Source organism: Bacteroides graminisolvens DSM 19988 = JCM 15093, from assembly GCF_000428125.1.
GTDB classification, from domain to species: domain Bacteria; phylum Bacteroidota; class Bacteroidia; order Bacteroidales; family Bacteroidaceae; genus Bacteroides; species Bacteroides graminisolvens.
In genome coordinates this window covers 1-23,451 of record NZ_ATZI01000016.1, presented here as the reverse complement: position 1 = coordinate 23,451, position 23,451 = coordinate 1, and the positions used below count along the sequence as shown (strand labels likewise).

General features: G+C 39.8%; 17 protein-coding genes and 1 pseudogene. 9 read left to right on the top strand and 9 right to left on the bottom strand.

Features of this window, described 5'->3' with window-relative positions:
* The first annotated feature begins 1 nt into the window (after position 1).
* Positions 2-1,447 (top strand): SusD/RagB family nutrient-binding outer membrane lipoprotein, encoded by a 1,446-nt coding sequence (locus C511_RS0110520; protein WP_024997041.1) that lies wholly within the window; start codon positions 2-4, stop codon positions 1,445-1,447.
* A 22-nt stretch (positions 1,448-1,469) separates the two neighbouring features.
* Entirely contained in the window at positions 1,470-1,982 is a 513-nt protein-coding gene (locus C511_RS0110515) for a hypothetical protein (protein ID WP_051260506.1), read from the top strand.
* Between the two features lie 69 nt (positions 1,983-2,051).
* Here C511_RS0110515 and C511_RS0110510 read toward each other — a convergent pair whose 3' ends face one another.
* Both C511_RS0110510 and C511_RS0110505 read right to left on the bottom strand, forming a co-directional pair.
* Positions 2,052-4,889, bottom strand: coding sequence for a glycoside hydrolase family 2 protein (locus tag C511_RS0110510; protein ID WP_024997039.1), 2,838 nt, complete (start codon positions 4,887-4,889; stop codon positions 2,052-2,054).
* Positions 4,890-4,924: 35 nt separating this feature from the next.
* On the bottom strand, positions 4,925-5,797 hold the full coding sequence (locus C511_RS0110505) for a gamma-glutamyl-gamma-aminobutyrate hydrolase family protein (protein ID WP_081698303.1): 873 nt from the start codon (positions 5,795-5,797) through the stop codon (positions 4,925-4,927).
* A 146-nt stretch (positions 5,798-5,943) separates the two neighbouring features.
* Here C511_RS0110505 and C511_RS0110500 point away from each other — a divergent pair, with 146 nt between their 5' ends.
* The gene (locus tag C511_RS0110500; protein WP_024997037.1) at positions 5,944-6,495 is read left to right on the top strand and encodes a DNA-3-methyladenine glycosylase I; all 552 of its coding nucleotides are present in this window, start codon (positions 5,944-5,946) and stop codon (positions 6,493-6,495) included.
* Between the two features lie 371 nt (positions 6,496-6,866).
* Here C511_RS0110500 and C511_RS16675 read toward each other — a convergent pair whose 3' ends face one another.
* Both C511_RS16675 and C511_RS0110490 read right to left on the bottom strand, forming a co-directional pair.
* Positions 6,867-7,613 carry a NigD1/NigD2 family lipoprotein gene (locus tag C511_RS16675; RefSeq protein ID WP_024997036.1) on the bottom strand — a complete coding sequence of 249 codons (747 nt, stop codon included), beginning with the start codon at positions 7,611-7,613 and terminating at the stop codon, positions 6,867-6,869.
* A 149-nt stretch (positions 7,614-7,762) separates the two neighbouring features.
* Positions 7,763-10,141, bottom strand: a complete 2,379-nt coding sequence (locus C511_RS0110490; protein ID WP_024997035.1) for an LruC domain-containing protein — start codon at positions 10,139-10,141, stop codon at positions 7,763-7,765.
* 281 nt (positions 10,142-10,422) lie between these two features.
* Between C511_RS0110490 and C511_RS0110480 the strand changes: the two genes are divergently transcribed.
* Positions 10,423-10,791, top strand: coding sequence for an RNA recognition motif domain-containing protein (locus C511_RS0110480; RefSeq protein ID WP_024997034.1), 369 nt, complete (start codon positions 10,423-10,425; stop codon positions 10,789-10,791).
* A 314-nt stretch (positions 10,792-11,105) separates the two neighbouring features.
* Here the strand turns inward: C511_RS0110480 and C511_RS0110475 are convergent, their stop codons facing one another.
* Genes C511_RS0110475 through C511_RS0110460 form a run of 4 tightly spaced genes read right to left on the bottom strand, consistent with a single transcriptional unit; the run spans position 11,106 to position 15,125 of the window.
* Complete coding sequence (locus C511_RS0110475; protein WP_027318118.1) at positions 11,106-12,770, bottom strand: ArnT family glycosyltransferase; 1,665 nt, start codon at positions 12,768-12,770, stop codon at positions 11,106-11,108.
* The gene (locus C511_RS0110470; protein WP_024997033.1) at positions 12,748-13,767 is read right to left on the bottom strand and encodes an NAD-dependent epimerase/dehydratase family protein; all 1,020 of its coding nucleotides are present in this window, start codon (positions 13,765-13,767) and stop codon (positions 12,748-12,750) included. Before C511_RS0110470 ends, C511_RS0110475 begins: the two co-directional genes overlap by 23 nt.
* Position 13,768: 1 nt before the next feature.
* Positions 13,769-14,389 carry a lipid-A-disaccharide synthase N-terminal domain-containing protein gene (locus C511_RS0110465; protein WP_024997032.1) on the bottom strand — a complete coding sequence of 207 codons (621 nt, stop codon included), beginning with the start codon at positions 14,387-14,389 and terminating at the stop codon, positions 13,769-13,771.
* Positions 14,382-15,125: a glycosyltransferase gene (locus C511_RS0110460; protein ID WP_024997031.1), complete on the bottom strand. Its 744-nt coding sequence runs from the start codon at positions 15,123-15,125 to the stop codon at positions 14,382-14,384. Before C511_RS0110460 ends, C511_RS0110465 begins: the two co-directional genes overlap by 8 nt.
* Positions 15,126-15,292: 167 nt before the next feature.
* Between C511_RS0110460 and C511_RS0110455 the strand changes: the two genes are divergently transcribed.
* The 5 genes from C511_RS0110455 (at position 15,293) to C511_RS16665 (ending at position 23,146) form a co-directional block, all read left to right on the top strand.
* The gene (locus tag C511_RS0110455; protein WP_024997030.1) at positions 15,293-16,507 is read left to right on the top strand and encodes a DUF6051 family protein; all 1,215 of its coding nucleotides are present in this window, start codon (positions 15,293-15,295) and stop codon (positions 16,505-16,507) included.
* Positions 16,508-16,654: 147 nt separating this feature from the next.
* Positions 16,655-18,568 (top strand): KUP/HAK/KT family potassium transporter, encoded by a 1,914-nt coding sequence (locus C511_RS16670; protein WP_051260505.1) that lies wholly within the window; start codon positions 16,655-16,657, stop codon positions 18,566-18,568.
* An 83-nt stretch (positions 18,569-18,651) separates the two neighbouring features.
* Complete coding sequence (locus C511_RS0110445; protein WP_024997029.1) at positions 18,652-19,245, top strand: RNA polymerase sigma factor; 594 nt, start codon at positions 18,652-18,654, stop codon at positions 19,243-19,245.
* Positions 19,246-19,314: 69 nt separating this feature from the next.
* The gene (locus tag C511_RS0110440; protein ID WP_024997028.1) at positions 19,315-20,475 is read left to right on the top strand and encodes a FecR family protein; all 1,161 of its coding nucleotides are present in this window, start codon (positions 19,315-19,317) and stop codon (positions 20,473-20,475) included.
* Positions 20,476-20,506: 31 nt separating this feature from the next.
* Positions 20,507-23,146, top strand: a complete 2,640-nt coding sequence (locus C511_RS16665) for a TonB-dependent receptor (protein ID WP_081698301.1) — start codon at positions 20,507-20,509, stop codon at positions 23,144-23,146.
* Between the two features lie 39 nt (positions 23,147-23,185).
* Here C511_RS16665 and C511_RS0110430 read toward each other — a convergent pair.
* A pseudogene (locus tag C511_RS0110430) lies at positions 23,186-23,451 on the bottom strand (IS4-like element ISUnCu6 family transposase); the annotation flags it as partial.

Here is a 23,451-nt window from a genome sequence, read left to right as displayed (position 1 = left end):
AATGAAAATAATCAATAAAATAATAGTTGCGTTCGTACTGGTAAGTGCGTTGCTGACTTCATGTACCGGCTCATTCGATGAGTTAAATACTGACCCTACCCGTTTGGACGAAGCCAATCCCGGCACCTTTCTCAACCCCATTCTGTATAACATGACCAGCTATAACTGGAAACGATACAACGATTACACGTTTGCACTGATGCAGAGTAAAGTATCGACCAGCAGTACCAACGGATTAGGATGGTATTATGTAGGAGATGCTGCCGGCGACGGCACTTGGAGTACGTATTATAAATGGCTGAATAACATTCGCGAAATGGAGAAAGAAGCGGTTAAGCTGAATGTTGTAAACTATCAGGCCGTATCTATAACCTTACGTAGTTGGATATTCCAACTGCTGACTGATGCCTTTGGAAATGTTCCCATGACTGAAGCCTGCCGGGGAGATGAACAACTATTTACTCCCAAATTCGACACTCAAGAAGATATTTACCATACACTGATTGATGATCTTGCCACAGCCAACACACTGTTTGACACCAAAACCGGATTAAAATACAACACAACTGCCGACATGCTTTATAAAGCCAGCAGTACAGATGCCACCGGCATGCTGAAGTGGAAAAAGTTCTGCAACTCACTCCGTATGCGTATTTTAATACGCGTAATTGATGTTAACGGGTTTAATGCTGCTGCCGAATTAAAGAAAATGATTGATGACCCTACAACCTACCCAGTATTTACATCGAACGAAGACGCAGCCATGTTGAGTATTACAGGCGTAGCCCCCGAAGAAGCACCGTTAACAAGGCCGCAGGACTTCACGGCATACTTGTCGCTTTCAGAATTCTTCATTAACCACCTGGTTGCCTGGAATGACCCTCGCCTGCCCCTTTTTGCCACCAAAGCCAAAAACGATGGAGTAAGTTCTTACATCGGCTTACCCAGCGGATACGCCATCGCCCCATCCATCAATGCATCACAACCCAATCAGGCTATTTGTAAAGCCCCGATGAAATTGGCAATTATGACATACTCTGAAGTAGAGTTTATCAAAGCAGAATTGGCACAAAGAAGTATTATCGACCCAAGTTTGGCTCAAACGGCTTACGAAAATGGTGTAAAAGCATCTGTTGAACAATGGGGAGGAGTGATGCCTGCCAATTACTTTGCCAATGCACAAGCTGCATACAACGGAACATTAGAGCGTATTATGGAACAGAAATTTTTTGCTTTATTCTTTGTTGATTACCAGCAATGGTTTGAGCATAACCGCACCGGACTACCTGTAATGCCACGCGGAGACGGAGTGCCATCGGGCAATGTCATGCCCAAACGACTCTTGTACCCGGCTGTACTGCAACGCACCAATTTAAAAAATTATCAAGAAGCCAAAGCAGTTATGGGAGGAGATGAATTGAGTACCAAACTGATGTGGCAGAAATAAGTCTCACACAAAACATATCGTTATGAAAAGAATCATCTTATTACTTGTGCATGCATTGATGGCGGTACTTATCACAACAGCCTATGCAAACGAAGAGAACAATCCGGCCACTCCCGGTAAAACCCCGGCTATCCGGTTCACCTATCAAGTATACGGCGAACTTCCCAAACGAAAGCCGGCTTATGAAGAGCAACACTTTCTGGGCACTGAAATTTCAGAGAAATGGAATACCTTTAACGAAAGCTATACCCATACCTTCAGTAACAGCACAGGGTTTTCGGGCAACACCGTTGAAGTCTCCAAACCATCGGTATACAAAGCCGTACTGAAAGTGAACAAGTATTTTAAGAACGCATTAAAAAAAGGGAGCATAACGAAGGAAGAAGCATGCCAACAAATGAGTCATGTACTCGACTGCGCCAATATCATCTGTATGGAAGAGAATACAGGCGATTTTGAACAAGCCGTATCAAGCGCCAAAACTCCCGAAGAGATTATTGCTCTTTTTGAAAGTGTAGAACTCAGATTTATGTAATACCTTTCATATAAAATCCCGGGGAGACCACAACAAGCTCCCCGGGATTTCATTCATTACTCATCAACATCAAATGTTATAATCAGTAATGTTTCTCACCTCAATAATTTGCTTTTCTTTCTTTTTGGTTTGGAAGAAATTCTTTATCTCGTCAGGGGTTACCTGCCATTGCGGGTTGCATGCATCCGAAACAACATAGTCCATCAGAGCCTGATAAAAAGCCCTACCCTCGGGCTTATCCTGATAGTCGGAAACATTACTTGAGCAAACCACCAATTTGCCCTTCCCTACCCTGAATTCAAACACCAAGCCCAACTTATGATTTCTTTCCACATTGTCAATAACCTGAATAACAGGCAAATAACCCGCCGGAAGAGCATCGAGTATAATGGCACGGCTGTTTCTTATAACTTCCCACCATTGCCAGTTAGTATGAGTATCGGTAGGGAAATGTTTAAAGAGAGCATGTCCGGGATTCACCAAAAGAGACATCGTTCCCGGTGACACTTCTTTATGAGCCCACTCGGATATTCCTTTAAACATAGCATAATTCCAATAATCCGGCGTAACCAGTCCGCCAACAGAGATACTGTCTGTTTGTTTTTTCTGAGGAAAATACAAGATATTGGCGCCTTCATTCAATTTCTTTAGCACAGTGGCCGATAATTCTTTTACCTGTAACAATTCCGCCGGCTCTTCCACCTTCGTAGCTGGATAAATCCATAAATCATAAGCATTCTTATACGTTCCAACCTGCAAGGCAAGGCGCATCTTTGCTGTTTGAGTAATTTGTTTCAAAGCAACCCTTATCTCTCCGGGAGACTCAACTGCACCCTGCTTAACAGAAATAACCTGTTCACCTTTGGCAACCACTTTGCCTGTAACTGTTTCGAGTTTCCAGCGCAAAGGCAATTCCTTCAAATCAGCCTCATCATAGTTGGCTACTATAAGCCTCGCTTGAAACTCCTCTTCATTGCTCCAGCAATAGGCTTTGAATTCGGCCATAGGAACTACTTTATTGCAGAATCCGGCAAAAGTATCCTCGCTCATGCCACCCTTATTCTTCCAAAACACATCCATTAAACCCACCAAAGCACTACCTTGTCCCGGATAATCAATAAGATCCAGCAACTGAAAACCTCCCATTCCGGGCGTACGCATGCACATTTCAATGTCTGCCTTGTAGCAAAGAGCAGACCAGGCAGCAGTAGCCCGATGAAACTCAAGCGCCTGTTTCTCCAAATGATTGTCAGCTAACCGCCTGCGAAAGACTTCGTAATTATAAGGATAAAGAACACCCGTGTATTTATTTATCTCTTTGTAATCCGGATAAACCTGAAACTGTCCGTTCTCATGGCTCACCACGGGTATGGAAGAGTTGCTGATTGCTTTTGCGTAATTCCAACGAGTAGACGGATAGGTACCGTTTAGAATTCCCCCTTTCCATGCGTCGGCAAATGAGAAAGAAGAGCGTACATGCGTAGCATAAGTAGAATCCGTATCGCGCCCCACACGGCAAGTCACAAAGAAATCTTCTCCCGCCTGCTCTCCTGCCGTACCCAAATTATTGTTGGAACCAAACGAATATAGATGACGATTATCCATACTCCGGAAGTGATTTACCAATCGCCTCATCAGGTTGATGTCGCCATTCAGTTCGTTGCCCAATGCCATCATCGTGAACGATGGACTATTGCCGTATTCTTTCAGCAACTGTTCACCCTCGTGCAGCAGGCATTGATTCAATGATGTGTTTTTCGCATCCATGGTTCCCCAGAAAGGCAATTCAGGCTGTAAGTAAACGCCCGCAATATCTGCCGCTTTGAAAGCAGCTACGGGCGGAGTCCAGGAATGAAAACGTATGTGATTGATTCCATATCGTTGTGCAATCCGAAATTGTTCCAGCCAATCCGTTACTTCAGTAGATGGATAACCGGTAAGCGGAAACACACACCCGTCATGCTTGCCTCTAAGAAATGTAGTTTTACCGTTAATAGTAAACTGTGTGCCCTTAACGCCAAAACTTTTCATTCCAAAATCGACCAACTGATTGTCGGCCCCTTCATCGGTTAACAGTTCCACGTTCAATTTATACAACGCAGGTGAGAACTCACTCCATAACAACGGCTCCTCACCCATGTTGACAACAAGTTCCGTTTCCGAACGGCCTTTTACCAGCTCCACAGGAAATTCCTGTTTTCTTATAAAGTCTTTACGAGTAGCATTCCATGCATATCCCTCCACGGTAATAACTGCAGATTGTTGTTTGCCCGACACTAATGACACATGCAGCACGGCCCTCTTTTGTTCTACATCGGGCACTACCTGAACCTGTTCAATAAAGTTCTTCTCAGATATTTCCAGTCCCAAACGTCCGATAACTCCATTCCAGTTTGTCTGAGTTGCTTCCGTCCACGCGTGAGAACCGTGCACTCCCGAAGGCACAGCCTCATCTCTGTTATCTATCCTGATTTTCAATTCATGCTTACCGGGAGTAAGCCATTTCGATAGATCATATATTTGAGAGGAAAGCAACGTATTACACCTGCCAACACTATCACCATCCACCCAAACAGTTGACGGCTTGGTGCGCTCCATGACCAAACGAATCATTTTATCGCCCAAAGATCCGGGAATATCTACTTCACGTACATACTCCATAACCCCAACATACGGATGGAGGCGTGTTAATCGCGTTGTGGTAAGCGTGTCGGCATTGCGAGGAGGCAAGCCACTCTGATCAACGCTGCCCGGCAAATGAATGATTCCCAAGTCAGTGTGCCACGGACCTGCCAACGATACAAATTTACGTTGCTCTTCAAACGATTCTTTCTGAGTTGAACAGCCTGCCAAAAAAGCGATGGAAGCTACAACACCCCATACAGCAATGCATTTTATGTTTTTCATGATGATTAGATTAAATTCAAGGCAAAGATAACAAATTATTTACGTTCTTGTTTTTTATAGGTAGTGGCTCTATGTACCAGATCTTTAAAGATGTTAAGCATCACCGTATCGCCTCCGTTTACCAAACCTTCAGGATGCCACTGTACTGCCAGAATATTCAGTTTCTTCAACGATTCAATTCCCTCAACCACTCCATCATCTGCTTGGGCGGTCACCGTGAATCCGGGCGCAAGGTCTTTAATAGCCTGATGATGGAAAGTGTTAACCATGAAGTTACCCGGACCCAAGATGCGAGCAAGCTCTGAACCGCTCACAACAGATACGTTATGCGTGCCAACTTCGCGAGGAAGAGTCTGCCGATGTTGCACTGTTGAGCTGTTTTGTGTAGGCAAGTCCTGATACAACGTTCCGCCAAAAGCCACATTGATAATCTGTTCGCCCCTACAAATACCCAGAATAGGTAATTTCCGGTCTGTAGCCAACTTAATCAATGTCAGGTCATACACGTCTCTAATCGAATCGACCTTCTCGAGTTCTGCGACAGGTTGTTCTTTATAAAACGAAGGGTTTACATCTTCACCACCTACTAAAACAAGACCGTCGACCTCATTCAGGATGTGACTGATCACCCCAACATTATCCGTAACAGGAATAACGACCGGTGTTCCTCCTGCTTTAATGACAGCGTTGATATACGTTCCGGGCACACTGCTTCCACCCTCTCCGTGCTGATATGCAGACACTCCGATAACCGGGCCTCTGCTTCTACTCAGGTTTGCAGAGCAGGAATCTATTTTCGCATGGAGTTTTTGCAAATCGGTTACCACTCCTATTTGGGCATTAGCTACAAGTGCCACAAGATGAAAGCAAATAAATACTGCAATAAATTTTATCTTTTTTGTTTCCATATCAATCATTGTTATAAGCGTTCTTTGATTCAATTTCCCAAAAATAAGATTTCAAACGCATAAAATAGCAATACTACGTGAAAATTATCTATTTTTATAGCCAAATTATGAGGCATAAGTTGTGCTGAAGATAAAACCATTACCCCATGTCATACTGCATGTACATACCCGAAATGAAGGAGCCAAGCCGTTCTTTACATGCTCATTACCACGATGAACAATACGGTTTCCCGTTACACGATGACAACGAGCTTTTCGGGCGACTGCTATTGGAAATCAATCAGGCAGGCTTAAGCTGGGAAACCATTTTAAAGAAAGAAAAGGCTTTTCGAAACGCTTATAGCAACTACAATATTGAAGAAGTAGCTGCTTATACAGAGGATGACAGAGAACGCTTGCTGAACGATGCAGGCATCATACGAAACCGACTGAAGATAAATGCAGCCATTGAAAATGCCAAATCCATCCTCATGCTACAAAAAGAGTATGGCTCGTTTGAAAAATGGTTAGCGTATCACCATCCCAAAAGCAAGGAGGAATGGGTGAAGCTTTTTAAAAAGACTTTCAAGTTTACCGGAGGAGAAATTGTTGGAGAGTTTTTAATGAGTATCGGTTATCTTCCGGGGGCACATGATGCTGATTGCCCTGTCTATCAAAAGATACTCGAGGAAGATCCCATGTGGTTGCAAGGAAAATAAATCCTCAAAAAACTGTCCTTGCTACATAAAAAGTATAAAAAAAAGTATCACCAATCTTGTAACTAACTGATAATCAGAACATTCTGTGTGATACTTGCCTAAAAAAAAGCCTCACCAAGTATCACCAAGTATCACCAACTTTTTTGGCAGTAATTCCTTACAGGTTTGCTGCTATTTATTCTTTCTATACAGGATTTTTAGTTAGCATGCTTCTGCGATTTATTTTGCAGGTTAGCAATTTTCGTCTACACCCGGATGTACATACCTTGTACACCCCCATGTAGGAAACTTGTAGACCCGGATGTACAACATGTGTACACCCGGGTCTACAAGAAGTTTTGCAACCTGAAAAAGAAATTCTTCAGGTTTCTTTATTCAATGCTAACACCTTCTGCTACATCTTCAACCAACGGAGCTTGAGCTTCCTCTTTATTAAAGTCGAAAACATATTCTTTTTCACCACTTTCCGCAGTATTTACTTTTACTTTAATACCACGAATAGAGTTGCTCAGTTCATCGGCTTTTCCCCACTCACCTACGTAGAAAGACACCAAACCACGAGCTACGTAATTCGTCACATCATCTTGATCATTGTAGCGAAGTTCCAAATGCACATATCCATCCGATGGAGATTCTGCCGTAGTGTTTCTAACCAAACTGATGCGATGTTTCTTTTGCGAAGGCATCCTCATCAGGAAATCAACATTCAGATGGCTGGCGCTAAGCCATATCTGCCTCATACGCAAAGGATCATTACCAAAAGTTGCTTCATTCGTTTCAGTGAGTTCCTCCACGCTTTTGGTTAGCACATTATTCAAATAATTAATTTTGGCTACGTAATCATAACTACCATATTGATCGCCTAGAAGAGTAATATTGGCAATCACACGCTGCCCGTCAACCGCTTGGTACTGCGGAACTGCTGTAGCTCCCGGCCAAACAGTCTTATTGTTGTCGAGCACCAGGTAGTAGTTAGCTCCATTGATTACTTTCACCGTGGCCATTTGCACCTGAAAATTGCCGAGCGAATAGCCATCGTCATCATTGTCACACGACTGCAAAACAGGAATTATCAAAATCAATAAAAGTACACCAATAATTGAACTAATCTTTTTCATACATACAATATTTTAAGTTATTTGTATCTATAAAATACAAGACTACAAACAATACTGCATCATTTTAACACTATTTAGAAATGATAAAGCCCTGTTTCAGTGAAAGTTACTCACTTGAAACAGGGCTTATGTATTTTGTTGAAAGATGGTTACTTAAAAATCAATCCGCTATTGTATGTAGTATACCAATCTGTATTTGAACTGCCTCCTGAGGTAACCCAAGACGCAAAGTTAGGGAATACATCTGTTACCTTAGCATACTCTTTAGGATGATTCACTGAAGAAGCAACGCAGATACCCCAAGCTAAATTGTCTTTACTTACGTAATATTTACCTGCCGTTGCTGATGAACCGTCATTGTTATTACCAAAGAAAGTAGTAGACGCCTTATCGGTGGGACGATAGTTTACTACGTGAACCTCTTTACGGTTATTGCTCTGTCCATCTGTTATGATGAATAAATTCAACTTACCTGCAGCAAAGCTTTCAGGCGACAGCGTAGCACTGCTGAATGTAGCCGTAACAACAATGGTAGGTAATACAGAAACATTGGCTGTGCTACCAATCACGGTATTAACAAATGCATTGGTTGAGTTACCCATAAATGCATGTGCATTAGCAAAGAATGGGATAACTGCTTTGCTCTGACCGGCCTCAACTCCCTGACTCGCATACGAGAACAACGTAGAAGGTTTGGTGCTACCGTATTCAACAGAAGAAACCAACGAAGCAGCCACATCATCGAGCTGTAAACCTGCTGCTATATTCTTAGAAGCTCCTACTGCAACCAGTTCTGCCTCTAACTTAAATTTCTCTACTTTATTAGATGCATTGAGATACATCGTAGTTTTCTTAACACGAATCACCACATCATTCATATCATAATCTCCGTAAAGAGGCCATTGGTCTTCAAATAAATAGGTATACTTAGTATCATTGACACTCTCTATGGGGAAAGTAGGATTACCCGGATCTGTTCCCGGATTACCACCGTTCGCCGTGCCTGTACAAATTTCTATAACAACATTAGAGTCGCCATAGCCAGCCATTTCTGCTGGTGAGTTCAATGTATATTTCCAATTTTCTCCAGGTTTTTTAGTAAAATGATGATCGGACTCTACAGTTAATTTACCTGAATACGTAATGCCTTGCCCTTCTACCTTATCAGCTTTAATCAATGAACGATTTCCGGTGGTACCACCATCATAACTAGTTGCCTCACTTTGGTTATGAAGAATATTTGTAGCTTCAATCATTGAACCATTATTAAGTTTAACTACACATCCTCTTATAGTTAAATTCTTTCCTTTTAGGTATCCTTGATCAAGAACAAAATTTCGACAACCAGAAAAGACCGCACTTTTTTTGGCTTCCATGTAGCAGCTATTAAATACAGTAGAGTTATTCACGCTGGATATTTGATCGAAAATCATCTTACCTTCATTAGTAAGCGATACACCATTCACATCAAGGTCTTTTGCCGTAACCTCACCTGTATTGATAAACGATGCATTAGAAGGCATAGTAAGTTTTCCGTCTAAAGTAATCGTACCATCGTTTTGCATGGGTGAAGCATTGTTAAAACTACCATTTTTAGCTACAATAGTTCCTTTGGAGTAAAATAGGCCTCCGGCACTCATAGTAAAATCATCGCCCAAAGTCAAAGAACCCCAGTTTTTAAAATGACCTTCCTGATTTGAAAAGGTCAAACTATTAAGTTCAACTACACCATTAGGCATGATGGTTAAGCTAGAAGAGCCAACGAAAGAAGCGTTTTTATTTGCTAGAATCTTCGCCCCGCTCATCACAATAATTTCAAGCCCCGTTTGAATTTGAAAATCAGAAGGCATGTTCCAGGTACCTTGTATATACAGCTTCACGTTAGAAGATCCCCAGAATGTGAATGAACCGTTGTAAGTTCCTGTAATCTTATAATTTTTACCGGCTTCCAAAGCTGCCCCTCCCAAAGAACTGATTTCACGAGCATCCCCCGGTATTGAAGTATAATCAGGAACAGGTACCACTGCACGGGTAGTAGCCAGCGCACGAGTCGAAATAGCTGATCGAGTAGAAGCAGATACGGAAACATTGTCCGTAAAGCTACAAGTCATATTGCTTTGAACCGGGAAGGAACGAATAACAGCTCTGCCCTTAGGATCCGTTTGGCGAATGAACAAATCGGTAGTTGACTTAGCTATGGTTACAGCAGACAAGACGAAAGGGTGACCGCTCTTTGCTACACCTTTAGCTAATGAGCTAATCGAATCCGCAGCTGAAGCAATCGGATTATTATCAAAAACCTCGATGATGTAATCATACTGACCGTTATATTCGTCATTGGCCTCAACAGAGAGTCTGATAGTATTGGTGGTTGACCAGTCAAAACCATCAGGAGCCGTAATATCCAGCGGATTATCCGCTGTGATAGTCGGATCATAGAGATCTTTGTTATCATCAACGCAACCTACAAAGGTTGCCAACATCATTCCTGCACTTAGTGCGAAACGTACTAATTTAAGTGATTTCATATATTCGTTTGTTTGACTATTTGTAATCGTGGACAAATTTAGCAACTTTGGATAACATCCACAACTAGAATGACAACAAAATAAAAATGCAAAAGTTTGAATCTTTCCTTTGATTTTAAATTCTTATTCATATCTTTGTTGCGCAATGAGATTCTTGCTAAGGTAATTTTCCCCTTTTCAATCATATTCATTATATATTGCAGAGCACTATCTCCTTATACAAAGACCTTCCATTGCAAATTATTATCAATTTTTATACACATTTTAATTATTTATTTTTAATGAACATTTTTATCGCTGGATTAAGCTATAACATTAGCGATTCCGAATTAGGGGAATTATTCACTGAGTATGGAGAAGTTACTTCATCAAAGGTTGTAACAGACAGAGAAACAGGTCGTTCAAAAGGTTACGGCTTTATTGAAATGGCTGACGAAGAAGCAGGAAACAAAGCTATCGAAGAATTAAACGGTGCTGAAGTTGACGGAAAGACTCTTTCTGTATCAGTAGCTCGCCCTAGAACTGAGGCTCCACGTCGCAGTTTTGGCGGTGGTGGCAATCGTGGTGGTGGTTACGGCGGTGGAAACCGTGGTGGCGGCTACAGCGGCGGTGGCAACCGTGGCGGTGGTTACGGTGGCGGCAGATACTAATCTGACATAAAAAAAATCCCGGGTTTACAGATTCTGCAAACCCGGGAAAAACAAACAATTCAAAAGGCATTGCATCACTGCAACATTGTTAAGATCCAGAGCTTTGTGTTTTGTTTTTCTTCTCAATAAACAAACTTAACCAATTATTCTTTTCATAATTAAGGATCTTCTCATTCATCGTTTAGGTTATAGTATTCTTTTAATGCTTATATAGTTACAATAACCGTGCCAAACTCCCCTAGAAGAACCAATCCATTCATTATCAGACTATTACAAGTAATACTCTATCTACTGCCAATTGTGGAAAATGTGGATCAAGGTGTGGAATCTGTAGATTTAATACGCAAAACACTAACGTAACGAACTAAATCAGGATTGTACTTCCGACTATTGGTTTTCTGCCAATTATTATCATATCTTCCTATTTCATCTATTTCCCATTTTGATGCATCCAACAGTGAATCAGCAGGGGTGGCACTAACCAAGACAAAAGGCAGTTTGCTTTCTACAAGATTCATATTTCTTATATTTAGCGGACGAATTACCCGGTCACTTTCATAGACCAATTCAATACGCAGTTCTTCACCTTCAACATAGTAAAAAGGTAAATGCTGAAGAACCGGTATTTTACGGACCTCACTAATACTGTGTCTTTCATTGTTAATAAAGAGTTTACCTGCCGGAATAAAGCAAAGACCTTCCACTACTAGCATGGTACCTATCACACATCCCAAAGCAATTTTATAATTTACACGCCGGTTGTAAATACTCCATGCCAACAACAATGCCAATAAGAAACAACAGAAACATATCATAGCAAAAAGCGAAATTTCGAGTTCATGTTTCTGCACAAAAAACAGATAAAGAGCTACCGGCAAAGCTAAAATAACCAATAGGATTAAACTCATATTAATTCGAAATAGCCTCTTTTCTCTTGACAGAATTAATCGGCCGGATAGATAATAGTACAAACATATGCCCACATTTATGGCACCCGGGATAAGCAATGGTAAGAGGTAACGGGTTTTCTTCTCGGGAATCAGTGAAAGAAGAATCAGCGAAACAACAGTCCAGAGAATTGAAAACAGATAAATTTTATGAAGGTGTATTTGGCTAAAACGCTTCCTCCAATAAGGCCAAACAAGTGATGTGACCCAGAAAAGGGCCCAAATTCCAGCTTCAGCCGGGAACTGCCAGTAATAATACCAAGGACGCACGTTGTGATTTAACCAGGAAGACGATTCTTTGTTTGCAATGTGTACACCCCAGTCTCTGTGAAAAATATAAATGTAAACCGGCCACCAGAAACTAACCATTAAACAAACTAAAATCATTGCAATTATAGGCTTCATCTTTCCTTTGAAAGAAGGATGCCAGGTGATCAGATAAGCTATAATAAAAGGAATGAGCAATGCAAAAAAGGAAACAGGGCCTTTACTTAAAAAGGAAAGTCCCATGAATAAACCAGTGAACACAAAAAAACGCCACTGAGGTCCTTCATGTGATAGTGCTTTAATGAAAAAAAAGATGGCGCCCAGCATAAAGCTATGACAATAAATATCCCACGTAGCCGTACGCCCCATCATAATAACATTGTAACAAGTAGCCAATATCAAAGCACAAACAAAAGATACGGTAGAGTTCTTACTTAGTTGTCTCACTACAAGGTAAAGAAAGACAACCATTAGAGTCGCAGCCACACCCGCGGCATACCGTTGGGCAGAAAGGCTGTGGGGCTTTATGTGATTAACGCAAGCAGCGATCCACGTAGGCAAAGGTGGTTTTTCGAGACGAAGTTCTCCATTCATGGTTGGAGCAAGATAATTTTCCAACGCTACCATTTCTTGTGCAGTAGCCAGATTCCGTGACTCCATCAAATCAGCAGGAATGAAGTCATTGTGTACAAAGAAAGAAAAAAAGCATACTAGTAAAAGTAATGCCAGATGCTTTATCTGATCAGAGATCATAATAGGTTTCATACCAAGATATAAATTTACTTAATCCACATGTTAGCGATGTACGAGGCTGATAGCCTGTAAGTTCTCTTAAATGACGTACGTCTGCATAAGTAACAGTCACGTCGCCGGCTTGCATAGGCTGAAAATCAAGTTTGGCTTTCTTTCCCATCACCTCTTCCATTGCATGAATGAAGTCAAGGAGTTTTACAGGGTCTGCATGACCAATGTTTAAGATACGGTAATACGGTTTTTCTTCATTTACACCAGGTGGATAATCAAGTACTGAGACCAAGCCATCTACCACATCATCAATATACGTAAAGTCTCTTAACATATCACCGTGATTAAACACTTTTAGTGGAACTCCTTTTTGAATGGAATCGGCAAAAATCATAGGAGACATGTCCGGTCTACCCCACGGACCATATACAGTAAAGAACCGTAAACCCGTGCAGGGTAACTGGTAGAGATGACTGTATGTAAATGCCATTAATTCATCACTGCGTTTAGTCGCAGCATACAAACTAACGGGATAATCAGCCATGTCATCTTCCGAAAACGGATATTTTGAGTTCATTCCGTAAACTGAAGAGCTCGAAGCATATACAAAGTGTTTTAGGTCCTGTTTTCTACAGTTCTCCAGCAAATTAACAAAGCCCACAATATTTGATTGCACATACGTATAGGGGTCTTCCAGAGAATAGCGTACACCGGCTTGTGCACCCAAATTGATAACAACCTCAAAAGAGTGATTTCTGAATAATTCATCCATCTGCTCTTTATCAGCCAAATCTATTTGATAAAAAGAATAATTAGCATAGCTGGAACTTGGAACTTCGTTATGAGAAATAATATTTTCTCGATGAATGCCACATTGTTGCAAACGTGCATATTTCAAATTAACATCATAATAGGAATTGATGTTATCAAGTCCTACTACTTGCCACTTATAATCGAGTAGTTTGCGAACTACATGGAATCCTATAAATCCGGCTGCACCGGTTACCAATACTTTCATCTTACTTATTTTTTCTAAGTATAAACAAGTTTCTTATGTATGCAATGAACCCGGCCGACTGCCCCAGAATAAGCACCGGGTCGCTACGATAAATACCGTAACTTACTATAATGGCTGAGCCAAGTAAGCTGAGCACCCAAAACGTAACCGGGAAAACAGATTCTCCTTTATGGCGAGAATAAAACCATTGATATATGAAACGAAAGGTGAAAATAATCTGTCCCATAGAACCGAAAATTAACAATCCCAACGGAATATTGGCATTACGGAATAATCTCGGCCCATTTATATCCCATGTCAATAGCAGATATATTATTACTAATACAGGCGTTAACAGCAATACAAGGCGAATGAATGCCGGTAGTTCTTTCCAATGATTTTTAGTGTTTAAATTCCATATATAAATGTAATATGAAATGTATTGACCCAAAATAATAGCAAAATCATCACGTAACCAGCCATAAACAAACAGCAAATAAGACGCCAAAATGCTAATTTGCCAATAACTCGTGGGTGAAACAACCTTTCGCGCTTTCTCGGAAAGAAGCCATTGAACAACCAAACGAGCGGAGAAAAGTGCCTGAGCCAGAAAGCCAATGCCAAAAACAATATAATTATTCATTCAATAGGTCAACATTACTTGAATCAATCGTGTAATTTATGTACCGATGTTTCATCCATCGGAAAGCAAAACAATCTTTAAAAGGACCAACTAATCTATTAGATAGATGATATTTGGATTGACCGGCAGTTCGTTCAAAATGACGAACAGGAATCTGCATTACTTTGCCATTCTGCAACTGCACTAATGCCGGCAAGAAACGATGCATGCCATTAAACAGGGGTATGCGTTTGGCACAATCCGAATGAATTATTTTCAAAGGACAACCCGTGTCTTTAATACCATCGCCTGTCATCATCCGCCTGAATCCGTTGGCCACTCTGGAAGAAAGGTTTTTAATAAACGAATCTTTCCTGCCTGTTCGAATGCCCATGACCATTTCGTAATCATTCAAATAGGGAAACAGGAGGTTAAAATCTTCCGGCGTTGTCTGCAAATCGGCATCCATATAACCGATGAACTTTGATTCAGCATAATCAATTCCGGCTTTAATCGCTGCACTTAAACCTCTATTTTGCTTAAATGAAAGGTAGAAAAAACCTTCATTGACTGCGCAAACAGCTTTTATCAGCGCTAAGCTTTTATCTATCGAACTATCATTAACAAAAAGGATGCATGTTTTAAGAGGAGAAATATGCTGAAACTTTTTTAGTTCGTTTTCCAATCTAGTTATGTTTCCCTCTTCATTGTATACCGGAATGATAATACAAAATTGATAAGTACCAGTCTTATTCATAAACAATATAAATATTTTAAGGACGTAAAAGTAGGTGCAAATTCTGAATAGAATCTGTATTTAGGTATTTAACACCATTTATCCCGATTTAAATAACAATCTGAAACATTTATATTTATCTTTGGCAATGTTCTAAGCATTGAACAATTATTAAATCAGACGTAACAATGAAATACATCGACCTTCATAACTATCTCAAAAAGATTGTCAACTATGAAAATAAGGAAATTGTAATTGACGAAAAGATTATCGTGCAAAACTACAACTTTGAATCGGCCTATCGATTTCTCCTACCAGGGGGAGCCGGCAATCAAGATTCCTATGAGTATTGTACGGCTGCCGATCCTGATTATGAACCGGATATTATACAATCCATGATAAACAAGTGTGATGCGGAAATCATGGAAAACATCAAATTCCGTTATCACTTGTTCCGTCCGAAAGGTGATAACAAGGTAAACCATGTAATTTTGTTATTTCATGGCTTTAATGAGAAATACTGGGCCAAATACTTAACATGGGCTAAAACGTTAGTTGAAGAGACAGGAAAAGCTGTATTGCTATTCCCCATCGCATTTCACATGAACAGAGCACCGCTCAGCTGGAGTGACAGCCGACAAATGTTTGCCATCAGCCAACAAAGAAAAGAAAGGCACCCTGATGTGCTGTGTTCAACGCTTTCGAATGTAGCAATTAGCACCCGCCTGCACAACAAACCTCAACGTTTTATCTGGTCGGGCTTACAAACATACTATGATGTTATTGATTTGGTGGAACAAATCAAAGCAGGACTACATCCGGCCATCGAAAAAGAAGCTTCTATTGATTTCTTTTCGTATTCAATAGGTAGCTTTTTGGCTGAAATTCTCATGATGACGAACAAAGATGGGTATTTTTCTGAATCAAAATTGTGCATGTTCTGTGGAGGCGCCGTATTCAACCGTTTGTCACCGGTATCTAAATTTATTTTAGACAGTGAAGCAAACGTAAGCTTGTACTCGTATGTAGTAGAGCATCTGGAAAGTCACATGCGCAGAGACGAATTGCTTCGTCATTATTTAAGTGATGCGCATCCGGAAGGGGTTAATTTCCGCAAAATGTTGAATTACAAATGCTTGACCGAACCGCGTGAAGCCGTCTTTAACCAAATGAGCAAACAAATTCTGGCTATAACACTGGCAAAAGACACTGTTGTACCGGCCTACGAAGTGATTAACACCTTACAAGGAGTAAAGCGAAACATCCCAATTAAAGTAGATATTTTAGACTTTCCATATCCATATAAACACGAGGACCCCTTCCCTGCTCTGGATACGATAGCCGACAGTGTAGACGAACATTTTCACCGAACCTTTAACCGAATATGCGAATTCTTACGATGAAATGAAACAGTTTTGTAACATCCATATCTCTTAAGAGGTATCTTAGAAGTCTTGCAACGTATTTAGCCGTTGAAAACAACTGGGTTTCACTTATTTATCTATTTTTGCGCGGTTTTTGATTAAGGTAAAATTAGAGATTATAGTAAAATGAAACAGCAGCACAAAGTGCCCTTTGGTATTATGGGCATATTTATGGCTATCGGTATTGTTTACGGAGACATAGGTACATCTCCGCTTTATGTGATGAAAGCCATTATCAATGGCCTTCCTTCCGGATTAAAAGCAAACCCTGATTATATCATCGGAGCAATTTCATGTATTATCTGGACGCTGACCCTGCAAACAACTATAAAATATGTAATAGTCACTCTTAGAGCTGATAACAAAGGGGAAGGAGGCATTTTATCACTTTTCGCGCTAATGAGAAAAAAGTATAGATGGGCCTATATCATTGCTATCATCGGTGCTGCGACCTTACTTGCCGACGGGATTATTACTCCGGCCATTACTGTGGTCTCGGCCGTTGAAGGGCTCAACGGATTATTGCCATCATTACCGGTAGTACCTATCGCGTTAATCATCATCGCAGCAATATTCTTGGTACAGCCTTTAGGTACTGCACGTTTAGGTAAACCGTTTGGTCGTATCATGTTTTTATGGTTCAGCATGATTGGCGTATTGGGTTTATTGGCTTTTTTTCATTATCCAATGATTATTAAAGCTTTTAATCCTATTTATGCAGTAAAAGTGCTGATTGAGGTTCCCGATGCGTTCATTATTCTAGGTGCCGTATTCCTTTGTACAACGGGTGCCGAGGCTTTATATTCAGACTTAGGACATTGTGGTTTGCACAACATCAGGGTATCATGGGTATACGTAAAATCAACTCTGATCTTAAACTATCTGGGGCAAGGAGCATGGATTATCACACATCCCAACCTCGTAACAACAGACGTGAATCCTTTCTTTGAAATTATGCCGGGATGGTTCTCTTTTATAGGAGTCGGGATGGCTACACTTGCAGCTATTATTGCCAGCCAAGCTCTGATAAGTGGGTCATTCACCATCATCAGTGAAGCAATCTCACTTGACTTATGGCCTAATATTAAAATTAAATATCCAACTAACATTAAAGGGCAAATGTTTATTCCTCAAGTAAATTATGCCCTGATGGCTCTTTGTGTGCTAATGGTTGTATGTTTTGGCTCTTCATCGAACATGGAAGCAGCGTACGGTTTATCCATCACAATTACCATGCTGATGACTACGCTGTTATTATTCATATACTTTCAATACAAAAACGTCACTCTTTGGATAAGTATACCGCTTACAGCATTCTTTATTACGATAGAAAGTAGTTTTTTCATTGCTAATCTGTTTAAATTCACACATGGAGGATGGGCTACCATATTAATTGCAGGATGTATTTTCGGAATTATGTTCGTATGGTACAACGGACGAAGAATAAAAAACCGCTATTCAAAATACGAACCAATTGCTCCCACTATAGACTGTTTAAAAAATATTTGCGAAGATAAAAGCATTCCAAAATTTGCAACACATTTGGTTTACGTAACACGCGCCAAATATCCCACAGATATGGAAAGCAAAATATCTTATTCGCTTATAAATAAACAACCTAAAAGAGCAGATACATACTGGTTTGTTTATTTGCACCGCAGTGACGAACCTTATGACTTTAAGTATGACGTTAAAGTATTTGTACCGGGCAAGATGTTCAGAATAGATATTCACTCGGGATTCAAACAAGGAGCACACATTGATAAATTTGTTCACCGCATCTGTAAAGAGCTTGAGGAAAAAGGTGAAGTGGACTTGTTAAGCCGTTACCCATCTTTACGGGAACGAAAAATAGAAGGTGATTTTCGTTTTGTAGTGGTTGAACGAATAGCTCGGAATGTAGATTTACCTCCGATGAAAAAGACACTATTACTTCTTTATTATCTAATAAAGAAATGTTCCACATCTGATACTCAGATACTGGATCTGGATCCATCTGTTGTTACACTTGAATATGTGCCTCTTAAGTCCGTACAATAGTATTAAAAAAAGTAAATAACTCATAAATGCAATGACGTTATGATATATTTGCAAAAAAATATAACATATACGTCATTCTTTATATGTCTGAAAAGCTTAATCAGTTACCAACCGATGATTTGTTCTTGCTAGATCGTTTCATAAACGGAAATGATGATGCTTTTACAATAATTTATAATCGCTATGTAAATCAGCTCATGGCGTATGGCATGGGATGGGGTTTTGATAAAGAAACTCTGAAAGATGCAATTCAAGACGTTTTCTATAAGTTATATTTTAATCGCAAAGCTTTTCAGGGAGTTAGCAACCCTAAATTCTACCTTATCAGAGCACTTAAAAACCGTATTCTCGACATACAGAAATCAAACATGGACACTATAGATTTGACCGGACTGGAATTTTCGGTAAGACCAACTGTACTCGATGAGCTAATAGCCGAAGAAGAGCGGAATAAAATTGAAAAACAGATAGAACTATATCTTAATCTTCTGACCGGAAGACAGCGAGAGGCTGTTTATCTGCGCTTCATTGAAGAAATGGAATATGAAGAAATTGCTATTATACTCGAAATGAGTGCTCCGGCAGTTCGTAAACTAGTATGCAGAGCCATAGCGCGCATTCGTACGGAAGAATTGTCACTGGTGATGCTGCTTTGTATTTCAAGAATGATCAACTAAAAAAACTTTTTCTGCAAAAATGGGAACGTTTTTGAAAGACTGTCGTCTTATATACAAAACCTCTTTTTTATGCAGATATCAAAAGAAAAATATAGTTCATATAAAGCAGTTGATTTTGCTAAAGACATACATTTCATTGGCTGGAGACTCTCTCCTGATGAAAGCAACAATAAGTTCTGGACAGACTTTCAGAACGAATATCCAGCTTGCAAACCTGAAATAAATCAGGCTATCAGGATATTGCAGTCTACTAAATTAAATCAATGCAGCCTTTCCCTAGAAGAGAAAAAAGAAGAGCTCACGAAATTAAAAGTACGTATTAGAAATAATAAAAGAAAGGTTATATTACTGCGTACTTCGTATGTTGCAGCCGCTGCATGTTTGATTGGGGCTTTGTTCGTGCTGCAAAATCTATTTATAAAAGACAATCAAATTAACGATACGATAGCACGAGGTTCTAAGGTGATTCAACTGATAACGGATGAAAAAGTATCAATTCTTCCACGAAATGCTCGCATTACATATAGAACCGACGGGAGTATTTTAATTAGTGAAAACAACACTAAGTCGCAATCGATTAAAAGCGGACGAAAACGAAACAGGCTTATTGTTCCTCGTGGACAGCGTTCCTATTTAAGCATGCCCGACGGGAGTAAAATATGGGTCAACTCCGGAACTGAGGTTGAATTTCCCGCGTTGATGGATCATAACAAAAGAGAAGTAAATGTATCAGGAGAAATATACCTGGAAGTAAGTAAAGATCCCAAACGTCCTTTTACTGTAAAGGGAGATAATTTTTCTGTTGAAGTTTTAGGCACAAAATTCAATATATCTTCATATCCTAGTGATATAGTTAAACGAGTAGTGCTATTGGAAGGTAAAGTCAAAGTACAATCAAGCAATAATCAATCACTCATATTGGATCCTAACCAAATGGCCGCAATTACCAAAAACAATCTCACGGTTCATGAGGTAGATGCATACAATTATATAAGCTGGAAAGACGGAGTACTAACATTGAACAGTCAACCACTCAGCGATGTAGTACATTATTTAGAGAGATATTATGGCGTAGAAATAGAAAGTTGTGCCAAAGCCGATAGAATGAAATGTAATGGAAAGCTTATACTAACAGATAGCATAGAAGATGTATTAAACAGCATTGCAATGACTATGCCTGTAAAAATAGTAAAGAAAGACAATAAAATAAAAATATGTTCAACCGATTAAAAAGAGTATTAAATGTACAAACTACAAATTTATGAGACTAACTGATTTATTAGAAAACAATGGGTATTATTTTAGGAAGATGAAATTTTGTAAACTAAAGACTTTTTTACTGACTATTCTGTTCGGTTCTATTTCTACGGGGATACTAGCACAAACTAACAAATTATCAATCCATAAAAAAGAAACTCCCATCATTCAAGTATTGAATGAACTTGAAAAGAAAAGTAACTATGTATTCTTCTTTTCAGATGATGTAAAAACAGAGCTAACACGCAGGGTAACAATATCGGCTACAGAGAAGCCTTTAAAGCAAATCTTGGATGAAATTCTGAATCGTACAACACTTACCTATAAAATAAACGACAGGCAAGTGACTATTAATCGCCGAGACGAGAAAATGCCGGCCAAACAAAACAGAGTGGCAAAGAATGTCAGATTTAAAGGTTCTGTTAAGGATGCCGAAAACAGTATGCCACTGATGAATGTAAACATATACATTCCAGAGCTAGGTATCGGTACTTCAACAGACGAAAACGGTTTGTTCTCCATAGTGTTACCAACCGGAAATTATTCTTGCCGGATGTCCTACATCGGCTATGGCACACACACTGAAAAGATCAACATTCGTCAGGAAACACAACAGGAATTTATGCTCCAGTCGGACACAAAGTTAGATGAAGTAGTCGTTTTAGCCAATAAAAAAGACGAAAATGTGAGTCGCACAAACATGGGTGTCGAAAAGCTGACAATGAATGAAATCAAACGAATGCCTGCACTAATGGGTGAAGTGGATGTCATTAAAGCCATACAACTATTGCCCGGAGTTCAAGCTACAGCCGAAGGAGGATCAGGGTATAGTGTCAGAGGAGGTTCGGCCGATCAGAACTTAATTGTACTCGACAACGCTACCGTGTACAATGCTTCGCACATGTTTGGATTCTTTTCAGTTTTCAACAATGATGTGGTTGATAATGTAGAGTTATATAAAGGAGACTTACCCATGAAATATGGCGGGCGTCTTTCTTCACTTCTTGATGTGCAATTGAAAGATACTTATACTGACAAACTAAAAGGTAGTGGAGGTATTGGATTAATATCCAGTCGTTTGATGCTGGAGGGTTCTATGGGCGAACGAACAAACTGGATGGTAGGCGGACGTCGCAGCTACGCTGATTTGTTTTTAAAAGCATCATCGGATGAGTCACTGAACAAAAGTGTTATCTACTTTTATGATATTAATGCGAAAATATCTCATCGTTTATCGAATAAAGACAAACTGTCACTCAATCTTTATATGGGTAATGATAAATTTGGAGCTGCTTCAGTTGCTGAATTTTCGTATGGGAACCGGGTAGGATCGCTTACATGGGGACATGTATTCAACGAGAGCCTCATTTCAAAGATTAGTTTAAATGCAAGCAATTACCATTACATGTTACAATCAAAGCTAGACAAAGCTAGTATTAAGTGGGAAGCCGGCATTACAGACTTAATGTTTAGGTGGGATTGGAACCAAACCTTAAACAGAAACTTGAAACTCACCTACGGAGCAACCAGTACGCTACATCATTTTAATCCGGGCTTTATCACTCAGCCTGATTATCCGGACTTTCGAATACCTAAAAACAAGGCTTTGGAGCACGGAGTATATCTTTCTGCTGAGCATAAATTCACAGATAAATTTACAATCAGATATGGATTACGATGGTCCTTTTTTCAAAACCTAGGCAGTGCTACAGTATATAGCTACGATAAAAACTACGAAGTAGCTGATTCAACACAATACGGATCAGGAAAAATATACCATACATATCATGCACTAGAGCCTAGAATAGGAATGGTATACAAACTATCCGAAACCTCTTCTGTGAAAGCTAATTACGCTCGCAATACACAATTTATTCAGTTAGCCAATAATTCTTCCGCAGGTTCACCCTTGGACTTATGGTTTCCTGCCGGTCCCAACATTAAACCTCAAACAGTTGATATGTTATCGGCCGGGTATTTCCGTAATTTCAATGAAAATAATATTGAGACATCTGTAGAGGTATATTACAAGAAGATGAATCATGTAATTGATTTTGCGGATCACGCTCAATTATTACTCAATGATAAATTAGATGGTGAAATTCGTTCGGGTAAAGGAAAAGCATACGGAATTGAGTTTATGGTAAAGAAGAACAACGGACCGTTAACCGGATTTATCAACTATACACTGTCACGTTCTGAAAGAACAATTCCTGAAATTAATGAGGGCAAGACTTATCTTTCTCCGTTTGATAAAACGCACAGCATCAATATTTCAGCGGCATATCAGCTTTCTAAAAAATGGAGCGTATCTGCTGCCTGGATTTACGCAACCGGTAATCCAACCTCTTACCCTACAGGACGCTTTGAGATCAACGGAGAATATTTCCCCATATATTCAGGCAGAAACGAATATAGAAAGAAAGATTATCACCGCCTTGATTTGTCAGTTAATTATGTACCAACTCATAAACCGGGTAAAAAATGGCAAGGAGAATGGAATTTCTCACTGTACAATGCCTACGGACATAAAAATCCATGGATTATTACTTACGACCAAAATACAGCAAGTGGAATCCCTAATGCTGAGATGACTTATTTGTTCAGCATGGTTCCATCCATTACTTATAATTTTAAATTTTAACAACAATGATAGTTCAATTATTATTCATGTTTCGCAAGTTCAACTTGCCAGTTTTAATTTGTAAATATCGCATATATGGCCCAGCTCCTCAGATCTGTTGATAATAGCATCGTATATTTCCTCATCGAGTAATCCGAAGAGGTTCGCTATAGCTATAACAATCTCCTGAAGGGCTCCCCATATTCTGTCAGTAACCGAGAGTTCCAAAGAGTCTTTGGTTATGTCTTGAAAAAGTTTGCCCATCGTTTCGTATGCTGTAAACCTCTTTACAACCGAAAGGATGTTGTATTGCAAAGCAACCAAAG